16 protein-coding genes are annotated in these 16,031 nt (G+C 57.9%); all 16 read left to right on the top strand.

What is annotated here, in order from left to right; all coding sequences use genetic code 11:
* The first annotated feature begins 276 nt into the window (after positions 1-276).
* The 16 genes from QO002_RS06395 to fliQ all read left to right on the top strand — a co-directional run bounded on the left by QO002_RS06395 (position 277) and on the right by fliQ (position 15,945).
* Entirely contained in the window at positions 277-1,245 is a 969-nt protein-coding gene (locus QO002_RS06395; RefSeq protein WP_307227802.1) for a flagellin N-terminal helical domain-containing protein, read from the top strand.
* Between the two features lie 270 nt (positions 1,246-1,515).
* A complete protein-coding gene (locus tag QO002_RS06400) occupies positions 1,516-2,487 on the top strand; it encodes a flagellin N-terminal helical domain-containing protein (RefSeq protein WP_307227805.1) in 972 nt (323 codons plus the stop codon).
* 439 nt (positions 2,488-2,926) lie between these two features.
* Positions 2,927-3,913: a flagellin N-terminal helical domain-containing protein gene (locus tag QO002_RS06405; RefSeq protein WP_307227807.1), complete on the top strand. Its 987-nt coding sequence runs from the start codon at positions 2,927-2,929 to the stop codon at positions 3,911-3,913.
* A 503-nt stretch (positions 3,914-4,416) separates the two neighbouring features.
* Positions 4,417-5,013, top strand: coding sequence for a hypothetical protein (locus tag QO002_RS06410; protein ID WP_307227809.1), 597 nt, complete (start codon positions 4,417-4,419; stop codon positions 5,011-5,013).
* Positions 5,010-6,230 (top strand): MotB family protein, encoded by a 1,221-nt coding sequence (locus QO002_RS06415; protein WP_307227811.1) that lies wholly within the window; start codon positions 5,010-5,012, stop codon positions 6,228-6,230. Before QO002_RS06410 ends, QO002_RS06415 begins: the two co-directional genes overlap by 4 nt.
* A 4-nt stretch (positions 6,231-6,234) precedes the next feature.
* Positions 6,235-7,539 carry a chemotaxis protein MotC gene (motC, locus tag QO002_RS06420; RefSeq protein WP_307227813.1) on the top strand — a complete coding sequence of 435 codons (1,305 nt, stop codon included), beginning with the start codon at positions 6,235-6,237 and terminating at the stop codon, positions 7,537-7,539.
* Positions 7,536-9,089, top strand: coding sequence for a flagellar hook-length control protein FliK (gene fliK / locus QO002_RS06425; RefSeq protein WP_307227815.1), 1,554 nt, complete (start codon positions 7,536-7,538; stop codon positions 9,087-9,089). The genes motC and fliK overlap by 4 nt, the downstream gene beginning before the upstream one ends.
* Entirely contained in the window at positions 8,992-9,591 is a 600-nt protein-coding gene (locus QO002_RS06430) for a transglycosylase SLT domain-containing protein (RefSeq protein ID WP_307227817.1), read from the top strand. Before fliK ends, QO002_RS06430 begins: the two co-directional genes overlap by 98 nt.
* Positions 9,592-9,870: 279 nt before the next feature.
* On the top strand, positions 9,871-10,542 hold the full coding sequence (gene rem / locus QO002_RS06435; RefSeq protein ID WP_307227819.1) for a transcriptional activator Rem: 672 nt from the start codon (positions 9,871-9,873) through the stop codon (positions 10,540-10,542).
* Positions 10,543-10,656: 114 nt separating this feature from the next.
* Positions 10,657-11,865, top strand: coding sequence for a flagellar hook protein FlgE (locus QO002_RS06440; protein ID WP_307227821.1), 1,209 nt, complete (start codon positions 10,657-10,659; stop codon positions 11,863-11,865).
* A 20-nt stretch (positions 11,866-11,885) separates the two neighbouring features.
* Positions 11,886-13,343: a flagellar hook-associated protein FlgK gene (gene flgK / locus QO002_RS06445; protein WP_307227823.1), complete on the top strand. Its 1,458-nt coding sequence runs from the start codon at positions 11,886-11,888 to the stop codon at positions 13,341-13,343.
* Positions 13,344-13,345: 2 nt separating this feature from the next.
* The gene (locus tag QO002_RS06450) at positions 13,346-14,428 is read left to right on the top strand and encodes a flagellar hook-associated family protein (RefSeq protein ID WP_307227825.1); all 1,083 of its coding nucleotides are present in this window, start codon (positions 13,346-13,348) and stop codon (positions 14,426-14,428) included.
* Between the two features lie 39 nt (positions 14,429-14,467).
* Positions 14,468-14,815, top strand: coding sequence for a flagellar biosynthesis regulator FlaF (gene flaF, locus QO002_RS06455; RefSeq protein WP_075292503.1), 348 nt, complete (start codon positions 14,468-14,470; stop codon positions 14,813-14,815).
* Positions 14,812-15,261 carry a flagellar biosynthesis repressor FlbT gene (flbT, locus tag QO002_RS06460; RefSeq protein ID WP_307227828.1) on the top strand — a complete coding sequence of 150 codons (450 nt, stop codon included), beginning with the start codon at positions 14,812-14,814 and terminating at the stop codon, positions 15,259-15,261. Before flaF ends, flbT begins: the two co-directional genes overlap by 4 nt.
* Complete coding sequence (gene flgD / locus QO002_RS06465) at positions 15,252-15,671, top strand: flagellar hook assembly protein FlgD (protein WP_307227830.1); 420 nt, start codon at positions 15,252-15,254, stop codon at positions 15,669-15,671. The genes flbT and flgD overlap by 10 nt, the downstream gene beginning before the upstream one ends.
* Before the next feature lie 7 nt (positions 15,672-15,678).
* Positions 15,679-15,945 carry a flagellar biosynthesis protein FliQ gene (fliQ, locus tag QO002_RS06470; protein ID WP_307227832.1) on the top strand — a complete coding sequence of 89 codons (267 nt, stop codon included), beginning with the start codon at positions 15,679-15,681 and terminating at the stop codon, positions 15,943-15,945.
* Positions 15,946-16,031 lie beyond the last annotated feature (86 nt).

Genomic DNA, 16,031 nt, shown 5'->3' on the forward strand with positions numbered 1-16,031 from the left:
ATTCGTACGGTTTGCTTAGCTATTTGAAATAGCTTTCTCATTTAAATATTCGAATGGTCGAAAATTCGATCTCAAAACATTAGCTATTTCTAACGTTATGGCCGGACTTAAACAAATCGCAATGTTTGGCTGCGATATTGCCAACACATGACGGGTTTGGCCTGCCTACAGATCAGGGAGCCGAGTGGCATGATGCCGAACCGCCATCACCGGTAAATAATGAAGTCCGGTATGTCCCCCTAACATTTGTATTTCGTACCCAGAGGGACAATTCCTATGACAAGCATCCTGACAAACTCTTCTGCGATGGCAGCTCTCGCAACGCTGCGCTCCATCAACTCCGACATGGAAACCACTCAGGGCCGTATTTCTTCGGGCCTGCGCGTCGGAAGCGCTTCTGATAACGCTGCTTACTGGTCGATCGCAACGACCATGAAGTCGGACAACAAGGCGCTCTCCACGGTTCAGGACGCACTCGGCCTCGGCGCTGCCAAGACCGATACGGCCTACACCGGCCTGGATAATTCGATCAGCATCGTTTCCGAAATCAAGGCGAAGCTCGTTGCTGCTCGCGAGCCGGGCGTTGACAAGCTGAAGATCAACAAGGAACTGACCGAACTGAAGAACCAGCTGGTTTCGACGGCTCAGTCGGCTTCCTTCTCGGGCGAAAACTGGCTCTACAACGATTCTACGGTCGCTCTCGGCACCAAGGAAATGGTTGGCTCGTTTACCCGCTCTGCCGGTGGCATCGTCACGGTTGGTACCCTTGAATTCGACGCTTCTACGTCGGTTCTGATCGATACGGAAGAGGCGGATAACGGCGCCCTGACGAAGGGTGTCGAGACTTTCGAGGCTGACGGCACGACGTCAAGAGGCGTCTACTATCTGCTCGACGTTGCCTCGACCACTGCCGCGACTGCAACCGGTGCAGCCGAAGTTGCACTCACTGCAACGACGACAGACACCGAAGTAGAAGGCATGATCAGCTCGGTTGACGCGATGCTGACCCAGCTGACCGACTCTGCTGCAACGCTTGGTGCGACCAACTCGCGCATCACGATGCAGGACGACTTCATGGCCGACCTGATGGACGTTATCGACAAGGGCGTTGGCCGCCTCGTCGATGCCGACATGAACGAAGAGTCGACCCGCCTCAAGGCGCTCCAGACCCAGCAGCAGCTCGGTATCCAGGCGCTCTCGATCGCTAACTCCGACAGCCAGAACATCCTGTCGCTGTTCCGTTAATCGAAAACGGCGCGGGCGGGCCATCCCCCCAAACGGCTCGCTTGCGACCTACAAAAAACCGCATCTCGAAAGGGATGCGGTTTTTTCTTTGTCCTCAGAAATTACTTTTTATCCTTACTCTTCCTTAACCATGTTGGTGTTTTCTATGCCCATCGAAACAGCGGGTTAACCAAGAAATTTAACGCGTTAGCAAGCATGATGCTGGTCGCTGTTTCCCGGTAACGACCGGAGTGCCCTCCAATTTTATCTGTTCAAAAGGGGCAGTTTACGATGACGAGCATTCTCACCAATTCCGCTGCAATGGCGGCACTTTCCACCTTGCGTTCGATCAATGACGGCATGGAAACCACCCAGGGCCGTGTATCTTCCGGTCTGCGCGTTGAAACCGCTGCTGACAACGCTGCTTACTGGTCGATCGCAACGACCATGAAGTCGGACAACAAGGCGCTCTCCACGGTTCAGGACGCACTCGGCCTCGGCGCTGCCAAGACCGACACGGCCTACACCGGCCTTGAAAACTCGATCAACATCGTTTCCGAAATCAAGGCGAAGCTCGTTGCTTCCCGCGAGCCGGGCGTTGACAAGCTGAAGATCAACAAGGAACTGACCGAACTGAAGAACCAGCTGGTTTCGACGGCTCAGTCGGCTTCCTTCTCCGGCGAAAACTGGCTTTACAGGGACGCTTCCACCATCGCTCTCGGTACGCGCGAAATGGTTGGCTCGTTTACCCGCTCTGCCGATGGCATCGTTTCGGTTGGTACCCTTGAATTCGACGCTTCTACGTCGGTTCTGATCGATACGGAAGAGGCGGATAACGGCGCCCTGACGAAGGGTGTCGAGACTTTCGAGGCTGACGGCACGACGTCAAGAGGCGTCTACTATCTGCTCGATGTTGCCGCTTCTACTGCTGCGACTGCAACCGGTGCAGCAGAAGTTGCACTCACTGCAACAACGACAGATGCTGAAGTAGAAGGCATGATCAGCTCGGTTGACGCGATGCTGACCCAGCTGACCGACTCTGCTGCAACGCTTGGTGCGACCAACACCCGCATCTCGATGCAGGACGACTTCATGGCCGACCTGATGGACGTTATCGACAAGGGCGTTGGCCGCCTCGTCGATGCCGACATGAACGAAGAGTCGACCCGCCTCAAGGCGCTCCAGACCCAGCAGCAGCTCGGTATCCAGGCGCTCTCGATCGCTAACTCCAACTCGGAAAACATCCTGTCGCTCTTCCGTTAAGCGGATAAACGCCAGACAGCATGACATGATCATGCTGACCAGAATCAGGCCGTACCTCTCGCAGGTACGGCCTTTTTCGTTTGTGGCCGGGGCTAAGTAGAAACCTCTCCGAACAACGCGGAGGGAGCCTTCCGTGCAGGTTTTGCTCCTGGAGACCGGGCGTTCTCGATAATCTCCGTCGCCCTTGTCAGGAGGGTTGGGGAGGGGCCGTTGTCAAAGCCTGCGCCTTAAGGTTTCGGCAAGAGATATTTATTTTTGTTCACGAAGATTACCCACTTGCTAACGACCTTAACCGTTTGTTAACCATAGCATCGTTAAGTGTTCCTTAAGAGCGATAGGCTGTCCCTTGGGCGAATTGGGGCAGTTTGCATGACGCTGGTCCCGTCGCTGCCGGTCAATTCCGGAATGTTCCGAAAAACGAACCCAGGGCAAACCACCAATGACCAGCATCATGACCAACACGGCCGCAATGGCCGCTCTCCACACTTTGCGTTCCATCAACAACAACATGGAAGACGTTCAGGCTCGTATTTCCTCGGGCTATCGCGTCGAGACGGCTGCTGACAATGCCGCCTACTGGTCGATCGCGACCACCATGCGCTCGGATAATGCCGCGCTTTCGACCGTGCAGGACGCTCTCGGACTTGGCGCCGCCAAGGTCGATACCTCCTATTCGGCCATGAGCGCGTCGATCGATGTCATTTCCGAGATCAAGGCAAAGCTCGTTGCAGCGCGCGAGCCGGGCGTCGACAAGACAAAAATCAACAAGGAACTGACCGAACTGAAGAACCAGCTCGCGTCGGCGTCTGAATCGGCCTCCTTCTCGGGCGAGAATTGGCTGTACAACGAAAGCACTGATGCGGTCGGTGTTAAATCCATCGTCGCATCGTTCAACCGCTCGACCAGCGGTTCGGTTTCGGTTTCGACCCTCGACTACGACACTTCGACCTCCATTTTGATCGACGTCCAGGATACCTCGCGCGGCCAGCTCACGAAGGGCGTCGAAGTCGTACAGCCGGACACGATCACCGATCCGACTGCGCCGACCACCGCAGACGCGACCTACCACCTGCTCTATGTCTCCGGCAGCACGGCACCGACTGGTTCCAAGCTCGTCGAATTGGCAACCGACACCACCGACGACGATATCGACGGCATGATCAGCGCCGTTGATGCCATGCTGAGCACCTTGACCGATTCGGCCGCGACCCTTGGCGCCATCACCAGCCGCATCGACATGCAGGAAAACTTTGTCGCCAATCTGATGGACGTGATCGACAAGGGAGTCGGCCGTCTGGTCGATGCCGACATGAACGAAGAGTCGACCCGCCTCAAGGCGCTCCAGACCCAGCAGCAGCTCGGCGTACAGGCGCTTTCGATCGCCAACACCAACTCCGAAAACATCCTTCGCCTCTTCCAGCAGTAAGGCGCGAAGTGGCAGACGTCCGGCAGCGATGCCGGACGCAGGCCTCGGGCAGGCCTGGCCATCGCGCAGCCTGCTACGCATTCCACCTTCGCCGCCGGTCATCGGTTGGGGTGGACCGGTTGGACCGCATCGATTGCCCAGGTGCGGTCCAACACCCTACATTTTCGCGCAAGTTTGACCGGTTAGTCTCCACCCGCAGCCATTCCATTCCGGCTGTCAGCGCAAGATGACGCTTTCGCTGCCGCAAGTGCCTTATCCAAGGGCACGGATTGAAAATGTGCGGATCCCGCGCGCCGATCCCGGTGCCACGATCCTCAAGGAGACATCGCCGCAGTGTCACGGTCGTATCTTACCTGGCTTGAGGGCCATTTGCCGTCCCGGACGATCGATGTCGCACATCCACTCGCCGGCATATCGATATGCCGCTTTGTCGGGGGTGCACGATGACGGCCTCACTTTCCCGATATCTGAAAGATTTCAGCGCTCCGAAGATGGAGCTCGCCATGGTCCCACCCAAATATTTTCCCGACCTGGACGATATGCCGTCCTCCGTCGGCATTGTCGCCATCAGTCCCTCCCCGCAGCCGAAGATCGACCTCGAGGCCGAACGGCGCGAGGCCTTCGAGGAGGGACGCATTCATGCCGAGAAGGAACTCGGGGCTTTGCATACCGCAGCGCTCGTCGAAATCGAGGAGCGCCATGCAGCCGAGATGGAAGCGCTGAAGAGCCGTTGCGAAAACGAGGTCGCGGCGATGATCTTCGACCGGTTTTCCGACATGGGTTCGCAACTCGCGGATCTCTTCGGCGATCAGGTCGCGCGCGCGCTCGTCCCGGTTATCGAGGCGTCTCTGGTTGAGAAGGCGGTTGCTGATCTGGGGCGACTGGTGGGCCAGACGATTGCTCACGGCGAGGCCTGCAAGATCACCGTCAAGGGTCCGGTAGCACTGTTCGAGGCGCTCAAGACGCATCTCACCGACGAGACCCTCATATTCAGACACATTGAAACAGCCGACATCGATCTCTCGGTGGAATTCGGCGATTCCATTCTGGTTACGAGAATGGCGGCTTGGGCGGACACCGTCCGAAAGGTACTTGCATGAGCGAGAATGAGAGCCATCACCACGGCAAGAACGAAATCATCATCATCAAGCGTCACGCAGGTCATCACGATGGCCACCACGGTGGTGCATGGAAGATCGCCTACGCCGACTTCATGACCGCGATGATGGCGTTCTTTCTCGTCATGTGGCTGATCAACGCTGCAAATCCTCAGACAAAAGCCGCGCTGGCGTCCTACTTCAATCCCGTACAGCTCACCGATGCCAAACCATCGGAGAAAGGCGTAAAGCAACCCGCCAAGGACGCTAAAGGCGAAGAAGATCAGGCAAAGTCCAAGGTCGATGGCGATCAGGACAAGACAGGTGGTTCGGCCAAGCAGGGCGAGGACCAGGCGGCGACTTCAGGCGAGGAAACCAAGTATTCCGATGCTGACTTCTTCGAGAACCCGTATTCCGTCCTCTCCGAAATCGCGCAGGATACCGGCATCCAGGCCAATATCAGCACGAAGGGTGATGGCGGAGCAGCCGATTCCGGCCCAGCGACGGGCGCCGAAGGCGGTGAAGCCTACCGCGATCCGTTCGACCCTGATTTCTGGACAAAGCAGGTTGAATTGCAGAATGCTGACAAGGGCGGCTTGAGCGCCGAGGACATGCCGGGCGACGGTCAGGATACGGGCGTCAAGAATGCCGCTGACGCCAAGGCTGCGGCGGATGGCAAGACCGAGATGGCGATGAACGGCAAGGCGCCCGATGCCGGTCAAGCGGCGGACAAGGCGATTGAACTCAAGTCCGATGCAAAGTCGGCGGCGGAACTGAAAGCTGAAATCCAGAAGGAAATCGGCGGCGCGGCGGGTAAACTCGCCGAGGGCCTTGTCGTAACCCCGACCGAAGGCGGCTTGCTGGTAACGATCAGCGAGCAGGCCGATACCCCGATGTTCGGGTTGAGCTCTGCCGTTCCGGAAAAGACAATGGTCGTTGCTATGGAGAAGATCGGCAAGCTTCTGTCCACGCGCACCGGTGCGGTTGCCATCCGTGGCCATACGGATGGTCGTCCCTTCAAGAACGGCGCTTACGACAACTGGCGTCTTTCCTCGGCGCGCGCGCAAAGCGCCTATTACATGCTGGTTCGCGGTGGGCTTGCGGAAAATCGTGTGAGCCAGATCAGCGGTTTTGCCGACAAGCGTCTTCAGGTCCCAGGCGATCCGCTTGCACCGCAGAACCGTCGTATCGAGATCCTTCTGCAGACGAACCAGGGCTGATCCGATGCTGAAAGCTCTCCGCACCTTTCTTCTATGTGCCTGCGTGGGCGGCATCCTGCCGGTTGGGCTTGCCCATGGTGAGGATGCCGAGAACCTTCCGCCCTACAAGATGTTGCGCTCGCTGCAACGCATTCAGGATTCGATCGTGCTTGGCGATCATTCCGCTGTCGAAATGCAGCGCTTCATGTTGAGCGCCATCGACAAGCGGTTGCATGAAGCCGATGTCAAGGTGTTCGATGATCCGCGCAATGTCGATGCAGCCCTGATCTACGTGATGAGCGGCGGCAATCCCGAAACGCTGTCCTATCTCGTCAGCCGGGATATCAGCGGCAACTTCGATACCCGCATAACGGACGCGCTCGGCCATTATCTTGGCGGGAAGGGCGGCCTGGTAGTCGAGCAACTCAGCAAGGCCATCCCGGAATACAAGAACGCCAAGATTGGTCCCTATCTCAATCTGGTGCTTGGCAATGCCATGGCCCAGCAGGATCCCAAGGCTTCGCTGAAATACTACGACTGGGCGCGTCTGGTCGCGCCCGGCACCAATATCGAAGAGGCGGCCCTGCGTCGTTCGCTGGCGTTGACGGCCCGGTTGAAAGATGTCGACAAGGGCTTTTCCTACTCGCTGTCCTATGCCCGTCGGTTCCTCACATCGCCCTACGCAAGCCAGTTCGCCGACATCTTCGTTGATCTCGCGGTCACCAATTACAGCGACAAGACGGAAAGCAAGCTCCAGGAAATCCTGTCCTTCATGGATGCGCCACGTCAACGCGAAGTCTACCTGCGCATCGCGCGTCGCTCGGCAATCGCCGGTATGGCGACGCTAACAAGGCTTGCCACGGAACGCGCAGAGGCGTTGTCCGCAGAAAGCGATGCACAACCGGAGGCTCTTGCCAGCCTCTATTCCGGGCTTGTCGGTGTTCCTTCCGATGGCATCCTGAAGGCGGTCAAGGACATCAACGCCATTCCCGACGATAAGCTTTCGCCGCGCGATCGTGAACTTCGCAAGGCGGCGCAGGCCGTTGCCGCGGAAGTGCTGCGCATGCCAACGGCAGAAAGCCTGACACAAGCAACCGCTCCTAATATCGAACCAGATATCGCAGTGAAAGAGAACGACGGGTCGATCGGAAGCGGAGACAGCCCTTTCGCCGACCCGAAAGCAGCAAAGATCGAAAAGCCTCCTGAGGCAAAGGCCGAGAAGCAGGTTGCGTCGTCAGAACCCGCCGACCCTGCCTTCGATGCCTTCCTGAATGCAGGGCGTTCGAAGCTTGACGAAATCGATTCTCTCCTGAAGGGGGAAGCACAATGACATTCGTGGACGACAGTCTGGCTGGAGCCGCACCGGCAAGAGGCGGCAAATCGGGCGCGAAGGGCGCCAAGCAGGCTGAACTCACGGCCCAGAAAGACGCGTTCAACCGTGCTTTTTCCGAAGCGGGTAAAAAGCAGCAGCCTCAGATTTCGATCCGCGACAAATCAGTCGCCGAGACGCAGAACCGTATCGATATCCAGAACTCGAACAACACGGATCCAGACGTCAGTCAGCTTCCGCTTGCCGCGGCGGGAGCGGATGAAAGTTCGTTGCTCGAAGCTCTGCAGGGGCAACAGGACGCCCCGGTGGAAATCGGCAACGATCCTGCCGAAGAGCGGGCTTCGACCACGAAGACCGCAAGACCGCGCCAGGATATGAAGCAGGCGCGCGAGGATGCGCTGTTCGCCCGGATCGGTGCACAAATCGCTCAAACCGACGCGGACGCTGTGCCAACGGAAGATGCGAAATTCGCGCAACCCGACATGACCCGGAAGCTTGCCGATATTTTCAAGGATCGCCAGACGCAGATTGTGAAGACCCAGCAGACTGACAAACCGGCGTCAAGCCAGGATTCGCCGGATGATCAGGTCGTACAGGCAGGTGCCGAGACGCTCAGCGGAGATGTCGATCAGTTACTGGCACTTCTGGGAACTGCACAGGCGGCGTCCGTTGCGACGGAGACATCGGCAACGAACAGATCTGAGCTGAGCGAGTTGCAGGCGCTTGCCGAGCGCGCCGGCAAGCCGAAGTTGCCGACAAAGGAAGATCAGCACGCCATCAAGGCGGGTGAGGCTTCACATGTGAGGGCCCAGACCGCCGACGGCGCCATGGAATCCTCGATGGACAAGAGCGAGACGGATCAGATCTTCCGTTTCGCCCGCGCCGACGGCAAGGGGCAGGATGTGTCCATGGCGATCGGCAAGGATGGCGCCACCGCCACCGTCGATACCAGCGGCACGCCAACAGCCAAGGCCGAGACCGTTACCGTTGTTGAAGCAAGGCGTTATCTGGGGCTCGCGCCCAGCAGCAACGCCCAGACAGTGACATCGACCATCGCCGGCAGCGCCGAGTGGGCGCAGTCTGTCCAGACATTGACCAACGAGACGACCCTACAGCAGCAGGCGACCGGCAAGGTCGTCAACACGCTGAAGATCCAGATGCATCCCATCGATCTCGGCATGGTTACGGCCACGCTGAGGCTGAAGGATGACGAATTGCATGTCGATCTGAAGGTCGAGACCGGCGACGCGTTCCGCCAGCTCAGCGACGACCAGAACGCCATGGTCAAGGCTCTGCGTGCGCAGGGGTTTGCAGTTGATCAGGTGAACATCGTCTTTAACGCACCCGACAGCAACAGCGGCGCCCAGCAGCAACAGCAGCCTCAGGCGGGCGGACAGTTCGGCCGGGAAGAATCGGCCGGCGGAGATACCGCCCAGGGCAGGGAACAGCGCAATGACGGTGGAAATCAGGGCGACCTGTGGACGGCGAACGAAACGACGGGCGACGTATCTCCTTCTGACGCTGGCCGCTCTGGTGACGTCTATATGTGAGGCGAACGCAAGCGTCGGGGTCTGCGAGAGCGAGATCATTGCGGCCGCTGCCAAATATAATGTGCCCGCCGGCATTCTCTATTCCGTGGGACTGACGGAGACGGGGCGCAAGGGCTCGCTGCAGCCCTATGCGATGAACATCGAAGGCAAGGCATTTTTCGCTGCGAGCGCTGAGGAAGTTCTGGGTCGTTTTGCGGATGCGCGCGCCCATGGCGCCAAGCTCATCGATCTCGGCTGCATGCAGATAAATTATCATTTTCACGGCGAGAATTTTGCGTCTCCGGGCGAGATGCTGGATCCGAAAAAGAACGTGGAATATGCGGCGCGCTTTCTGGCGAACCTCCATTCCAGGCATGAAACCTGGACCATGGCGGTTGCTCGCTATCATGCAGGTCCCAACAATGACCCTGCGCAGAAGAAATATGTATGCCGTGTCATCGCCAATCTGGTGGCGACCGGATACGGCAAATGGACATCAAACGCGTCTGCCTTCTGTCAATAAGCAATTTAAAATTGTATTTTCGGGCAACGTCTTTTCCGTATAAGATTGTGACACAAGTTTGGCGCAAGCCCCAATGCAAGCCCAATTATGGGGTCTTGTTAACGTTTCCACATAAAATTTAGCGTGTCATTTTGGTGCACCCACTAGATATAGATCAAATCGGCACAAAATCCTTAAGCTAGTATTAATTTCCGCCAGTAAGTTTCCATAGTTGTTCAAGAATCCCCGGATTCGTACCTCTTGTGCATCGAGGCACCATACTGATTCGGAGGCGGACGAATGATCGTAGTGGTTGATGAGCGAGAGCTCGTGAAAGACGGATACACTTCTCTTTTTGGACGGGAGGGCGTGCCCTCCACGGGGTTCGATCCCAAGGAATTCGGCGACTGGGTCAGCACGGCTGCTGACACGGACATCGATGCGGTCGAAGCCTTCCTGATCGGACAGGGCGAGCGCGCAATGGCGCTGCCGCGTGCGATCCGCGATCGCTCCACTGCTCCAGTGATCGCGATCAGCGATACACCCTCTCTGGAAACGACGCTGGCCTTCTTCGACTGTGGTGTCGATGATGTCGTGCGCAAGCCGGTTCACCCCCGCGAAATCCTCGCCCGGGCAGCGGCCATCCGCCGTCGTCTGAAGGCGCTGGCGAACTATACCGATATCGGCTCGATCCGCGTTTTCTCAGACGGTCGTGATCCGGAAATCCAGGGCGAAGTCTTCGCGCTTCCCCGCCGCGAGCGGCGTATTCTGGAGTATTTGGTCTCCAATCGCGGTCGTCGCGTTTCCAAGACCCAGATTTTCAACGCCATCTACGGCATCTTTGACGAAGACGTCGAAGAAAACGTCGTCGAAAGCCATATCAGCAAGCTGCGCAAGAAGCTGCGCAAGAAGCTCGGCGTCGATCCGATCGATTCCAAGCGTTTCCTTGGCTACTGCATCGACTGGGAATAGGCGGCGACACATAAGGTCGTCGCTGGATGTGGCGGCATCCAGTCCGGCCTTCAAGACAGGTTCACGCAAGGCCCATCTTCTAGTCTTGCAACAACAGTAAAACGAGGATCGGACATGAGTCTTTACGGAATGATGAGAACCGGTGGCTCCGGGATGAACGCTCAGGCAAACCGCCTGGGTGCCGTTGCCGAAAACATCGCAAACGCGAACACTACCGGTTACAAGCGTGCCTCAACCGAATTTTCGTCGATGATCCTGCCGGCCAGCAACGGCTCCTACAACTCTGGCGGCGTCGAGACCAAGGTGCGGTACTCCATCTCGGCCGAAGGTGCGAAAGTCTACACCACGTCCGCATCCGACCTTGCGCTTGACGGCGGCGGCTTCTTCATCGTTTCCGGTACAAACAATCAGGAATATCTGACCCGCGCGGGTGCCTTCACCCAGGACGGTGACGGAAATCTGGTCAACTCCGCCGGCTACACGCTGTTGGGGTATGAGTACAACGAAGGCGTCGATCCAACCGTCGTCGTCAACGGCTTCGATGGCCTGAGCAAGGTCAATCTTTCGTCCGACGGCCTCGTCGCCAACGGTTCGACTACGGGCACGATGGGTGCCAACCTTCCTTCCGGCGCTGCAGATGGTGACATCTCGACCACCTCGTTGATTGTCTTTGACAGCCAGGGCAACACCCGCATTCTCGACTTTAACTACGAAAAGACCTCCGACAACAACTGGTCGCTGGAGATCGTCGATCGGGAATCCGGCACGTCGCTCGCCACTCAGGCGCTTACTTTCGATTCTTCGGGTGTGCTGACGACCTCGCCGACGACGGTCACCACCGCGGCGATGACGGGTATCGCCGGCAGCGGCGCGGACCTCGGGGCTATCGATATCGACCTCGGCAAGACGACGCAGCTTGGCTACAAGTTCAATCCGGACGGCGGCACGATCGACGGCAATTCGCCGAGCAAGGTCGCAGGATTCCAGATCGACGACGATGGCATCGTCTACGTCAAGTACGAAAACGGCAAGCTCGATCCGCGCTACCGTATCGCTCTTGCCAACGTCCAGAGCCCCGACAATCTCGTTCCGCAGTCCGGCAACGTTTACTCGCAGGGTGTCAACTCGGGCGTCATCGTCACCGGCTTTGCTGGCTCGGGCGATTTCGGCTCGGTCATTTCCGGCGCGCTTGAAAGCTCCAATGTCGATATCGCCGAAGAGCTGACCGCGATGATCGAATCCCAGCGCAGCTATACCGCCAACTCCAAGGTCTTCCAGACCGGCGCCGACCTGCTCGACGTACTGGTGAACCTGAAGCGGTAATTGAAAGTACAGGCTGATCAATGTCTCTGTCCTCTGCACTCATCTCGGCTCAGTCGGTCTTCACCACGACAGGTCAACAGACCGCGGTCGTGTCGAAGAACATCGCGAATGCGAGCAATCCCGACTACGGCCGCCGGCTGGCGATGCTGGGGACAAGCCTCAATGGAACGCAGGTTCTGTCGATCCAGCGTTCCCAGAACGAAGCGCTTCTGAAACAGAACATCATCAGCATTTCGCAGTCCTCCGCACAGGGAACCCTGTTCTCGGGACTGGAGACGTTGAAAAGCGCACTCGGCGGCAACGACTACGAAATGGCGCCATCCACCTATCTGGCGTCATTTCGCGATGCTCTGCAGACCTATGCCGCGACCCCCGGTAACAGCACGATCGCGGCAACCGTGGTTTCCGCTGCCGGCGATCTGGTCACCTCGCTCAACAAGACCTCGGCTTCGGTGCAGGATATGCGCTTGGATGCCGACAAGGAGATCGCGACTTCGGTCTCGACCCTGAATGGCTTGCTTTCCGACTTCGAAACGGTGAACACCGCCGTCCAGAGCGCGATCGGAACGGGCACGGACGCAAGCGACGCGCTCGACCAGCGCGACAAGATCCTGAAGCAGATTTCGGAAATTGTCGGCATCTCGACCGTTACGCGTGGCAGCGGCGATACCGTCATCTACACATCGGACGGAACGGTGCTGTTCGAGAACAAGGCCCGTCAGGTGACCTTCACCTCGACCTCCGGCTATGATGCATCGACCACCGGCAACGGCGTCTATGTCGATGGCGTTCCGATGGCGGCCGGCACGGGCGGCAATACATCTGCGGAAGGCAAGCTTGGTGCGCTGCTGCAGCTGCGTGATGACGTCGCTCCGAAATTCCAGTCGCAGCTGGATGAAATCGCGCGCGGCCTGGTCACGCTTTTTCAGGAGGGCGATCCCTCAGGTACGCCCGCTGTTCCCTATGCGCCGGGTCTCTTCACCTACGCCACGTCAACGCCGCCAGCGACGGTTCCTGTGGCCGGCACGGTATCGCCCGGGCTTGCCGCAACCCTGATCGTCAACCCGCTGGCCAAGAGCAATCCGGAAATGATCCGGGACGGCGGCTTCAATGGCGTGATTGCGAATACCAATAACGCATCGGGCTTTTCCGACCTCCTGGATGGTTTCATTGATGCTTTTGACGGAAATCTCGATTTCGACACGTCGACGGGCATGGATCCTTCGACCAGCATCTCGAACTTTGCGACATCTTCGGTCGGTTGGCTCGAGCAGCTGCGCAGCACCGCGTCCTCCGCCAATGACAACAAGACCGCTCTCCTGTCGCGAACACAGGAAGCACTCAACAACATAACCGGTGTCAGTATGGACGAGGAATTGTCCCTGCTTCTGGACCTTGAACAGTCCTACAAGGCTTCGGCCAAACTGGTTAGTACCGTGGACGCCATGATGGCGGCCCTTCTTGAAGCTGTGAGGTAATCATGAAGACGTCCTTCGTTTCCAATCTGGCTGTCCAGAATGCGATGCGGCTCACCATCCAGCAGAGCCAGACGGAAGTCGTGAAGCTGGAGAAGGAAGTTACCACCGGTCGTCATGCCGATGTCGGCATCGCGCTGGGTGGATCTGCTTCCAAGTCGCTGGACCTGCAGCGCGAACTCGCACGCATGACGACACTGACGGAAACCAATGCCGTCGTCACGCAGCGCCTTTCTGCGTCCCAGGAAGCGCTCAGCTCGATTTCCGACGCTGCCCAGTCGACGATGGAAGCCTTGATCGCGCTGAGCGGCAGCGATTCCGCCGACCAGCTCGCGATCGCCAAGACCGAAGTCACCAACTCGATGTCGATCTTCAATTCGGCGATCAACACCTCGTTCAACGGCGAATTCCTGTTCTCCGGCATCAATACCGATGTGAAGCCAGTAGCGGACTATAACGATCCGGCAGGCTCCACCGCCAAGGCGGCATTCAACACGGCGCTCTCCGATTTCATGGCTGCCCAGTCGCCGCCCCTGACCTCTATGAGCGAATTCTCGACGACGCAGATGACGGACTTCATCAAGAACACGCTTGAGCCGATGTATCTTGATACCGACCCTGCGAGCGGCGACCAGTCGCAATGGACCACAGACTGGTCCGGCGCCTCCGACCAGACCATGACGAGCCGGATTTCCACGACGGAAGTGGTGCCGAGCTCGACGACGGCCAACTCGGAAGGCGTGCGTAAGTTCGCACTTGCCAATGTTCTCGCTTACGAGCTGCTCGGTTCGAACGTATCGTCCGATGTCCGCAGCCTGATCAGCAGCACGGCGGTGGGCTATATCGGCGAAGCCATTTCGGGCATCGACGCGCAGCGTAGCGCGCTTGGTATCTCCGAAGCGCGTGTGGAGAAGGCGAACACGTCGCTGGAAGCGCAGATCAAGCTCGTCAAAACCCACGTCAATGATCTTGAGGGTGTCGACACCTATGAGGCGTCGACCCGCATGAATACGCTTTTGACCCAGATCGAGACCTCTTACACGCTGACCTCACGGCTTCAGCAGCTGAGCTTGATCAACTTCCTCTGAGGGGAGGTGGGCATGGGACAAACATGAAGGATGTCTTGAATGTATCAATTTTCATATGCCGAGATCATGGAAGACGGCGTTGCCGATTCCAAGGATCGCGAAAGGCAGGTGCTCGATCGGTCGATCGCGCTGCTCCGCGCTGCAAAGCAGCAGAGCGGTTATTCGCGAGAAGCGATTGAGGCGATCTACTACACGCGGCGCGTCTGGATCCGGTTTATCGAGGACCTGCGCGCCTCGGACAACCAGTTGAACGACGAACTGCGCGCCAATCTCATATCCATTGCCATCTGGATTCTGGGGGAGACGGAGAAAATCCGTAAACGTGAATCCTCCAATTTCCAGGGCATCATCGACATCACAACCATCATCAGGGATGGCCTCAAATGAAGAGCACACTGCGTATCTCGCTGAAATCGGGCGAACGGATTTTTGTCAACGGAGCGGTGTTGCGCGTCGATCGTAAGGTCGCCGTGGAGTTCCTGAACGACGTCACCTTCCTGCTTGAGAACCACGTTCTCCAGCCGGAAGATGCAAACACGCCGCTCAAGCAGCTCTACTTCATCGCCCAGATGATCCTGATCAATCCTGAAGGCGCCGAACAGTCGACCAACATGTTCCGCAAGTCGGTGGTCATGCTGGTCAATTGCTTCAAGAACGAAGAAGTCATCGCCGAACTCAAGCGGATCGACGGAATGGTCACCCAGGGTCGTGCTTTCGACGCCCTGAAGGCGATCCGTGGCCTCTACCCGATCGAGGATCGTATCCTCCACAACCAGGAAATGGCCCCGGCCACGATCGAACAGATCCGTAAGGAGATTGCACCATGGCGGTAAGTGGCGTTACAGGCACAACATCCTCCAGCTATATCCCGACCGCTTCGGGGACGGAATCGAGTTCGGATGCATCTGCCGCGAGCCTCAACTATGACAGCTTCCTAAAGCTGCTGGTCGCGCAGATGAAGAACCAGGATCCGACCGATCCCATGAGCTCTTCCGAGCAGATCGCCCAGCTCGCGACCTTCTCGCAGGTCGAACAGACGATCAAGACGAATACCAATCTCGAAAGCCTGCTGCAGCGCACCTCGCTCAGCGAAGCGAATTCGGCGATCGGCAAGACTGTGACCAGCGCCGACGGCTTGACGACTGGCGTCGTCAAGGAAGTAACGCTATATTCCGATGGAATCGTAGCGACGCTTGATACCGGAAAGACGCTCGTCATCGGACCGGGCGTTAAAATAAAGTGATCTGATAATGAATGAGGCAGATGCCCTCGATATAGTGCAGGCGGCGATCTGGACGGTCGTCGTCGCATCAGGCCCTGCCGTTCTTGCCGCCATGGTGGTCGGCCTCGTCGTCGCCTTGATCCAGGCGCTGACCCAGGTTCAGGAAATGACCCTGACCTTCGTGCCGAAGATTCTCGCCGTCCTCGTGACGGTCGCTCTCTCGGCCTCGTTCATCGGCGCGCAGATTTCGATCTTCACCGATACGATCTTTTCCCGGATACAAAGCGGATTTTGATTGCCCTCTTCTTCCCGCGGGGGAGAGAGGGAGTTCGCCGACACCCTCGCGCAAGCTTGGAAGGCTAGGTCTGAGGCCTAAACTGG

Origin of the sequence: Pararhizobium capsulatum DSM 1112 (genome assembly GCF_030814475.1) — a bacterium.
GTDB classification, from domain to species: domain Bacteria; phylum Pseudomonadota; class Alphaproteobacteria; order Rhizobiales; family Rhizobiaceae; genus Pararhizobium; species Pararhizobium capsulatum.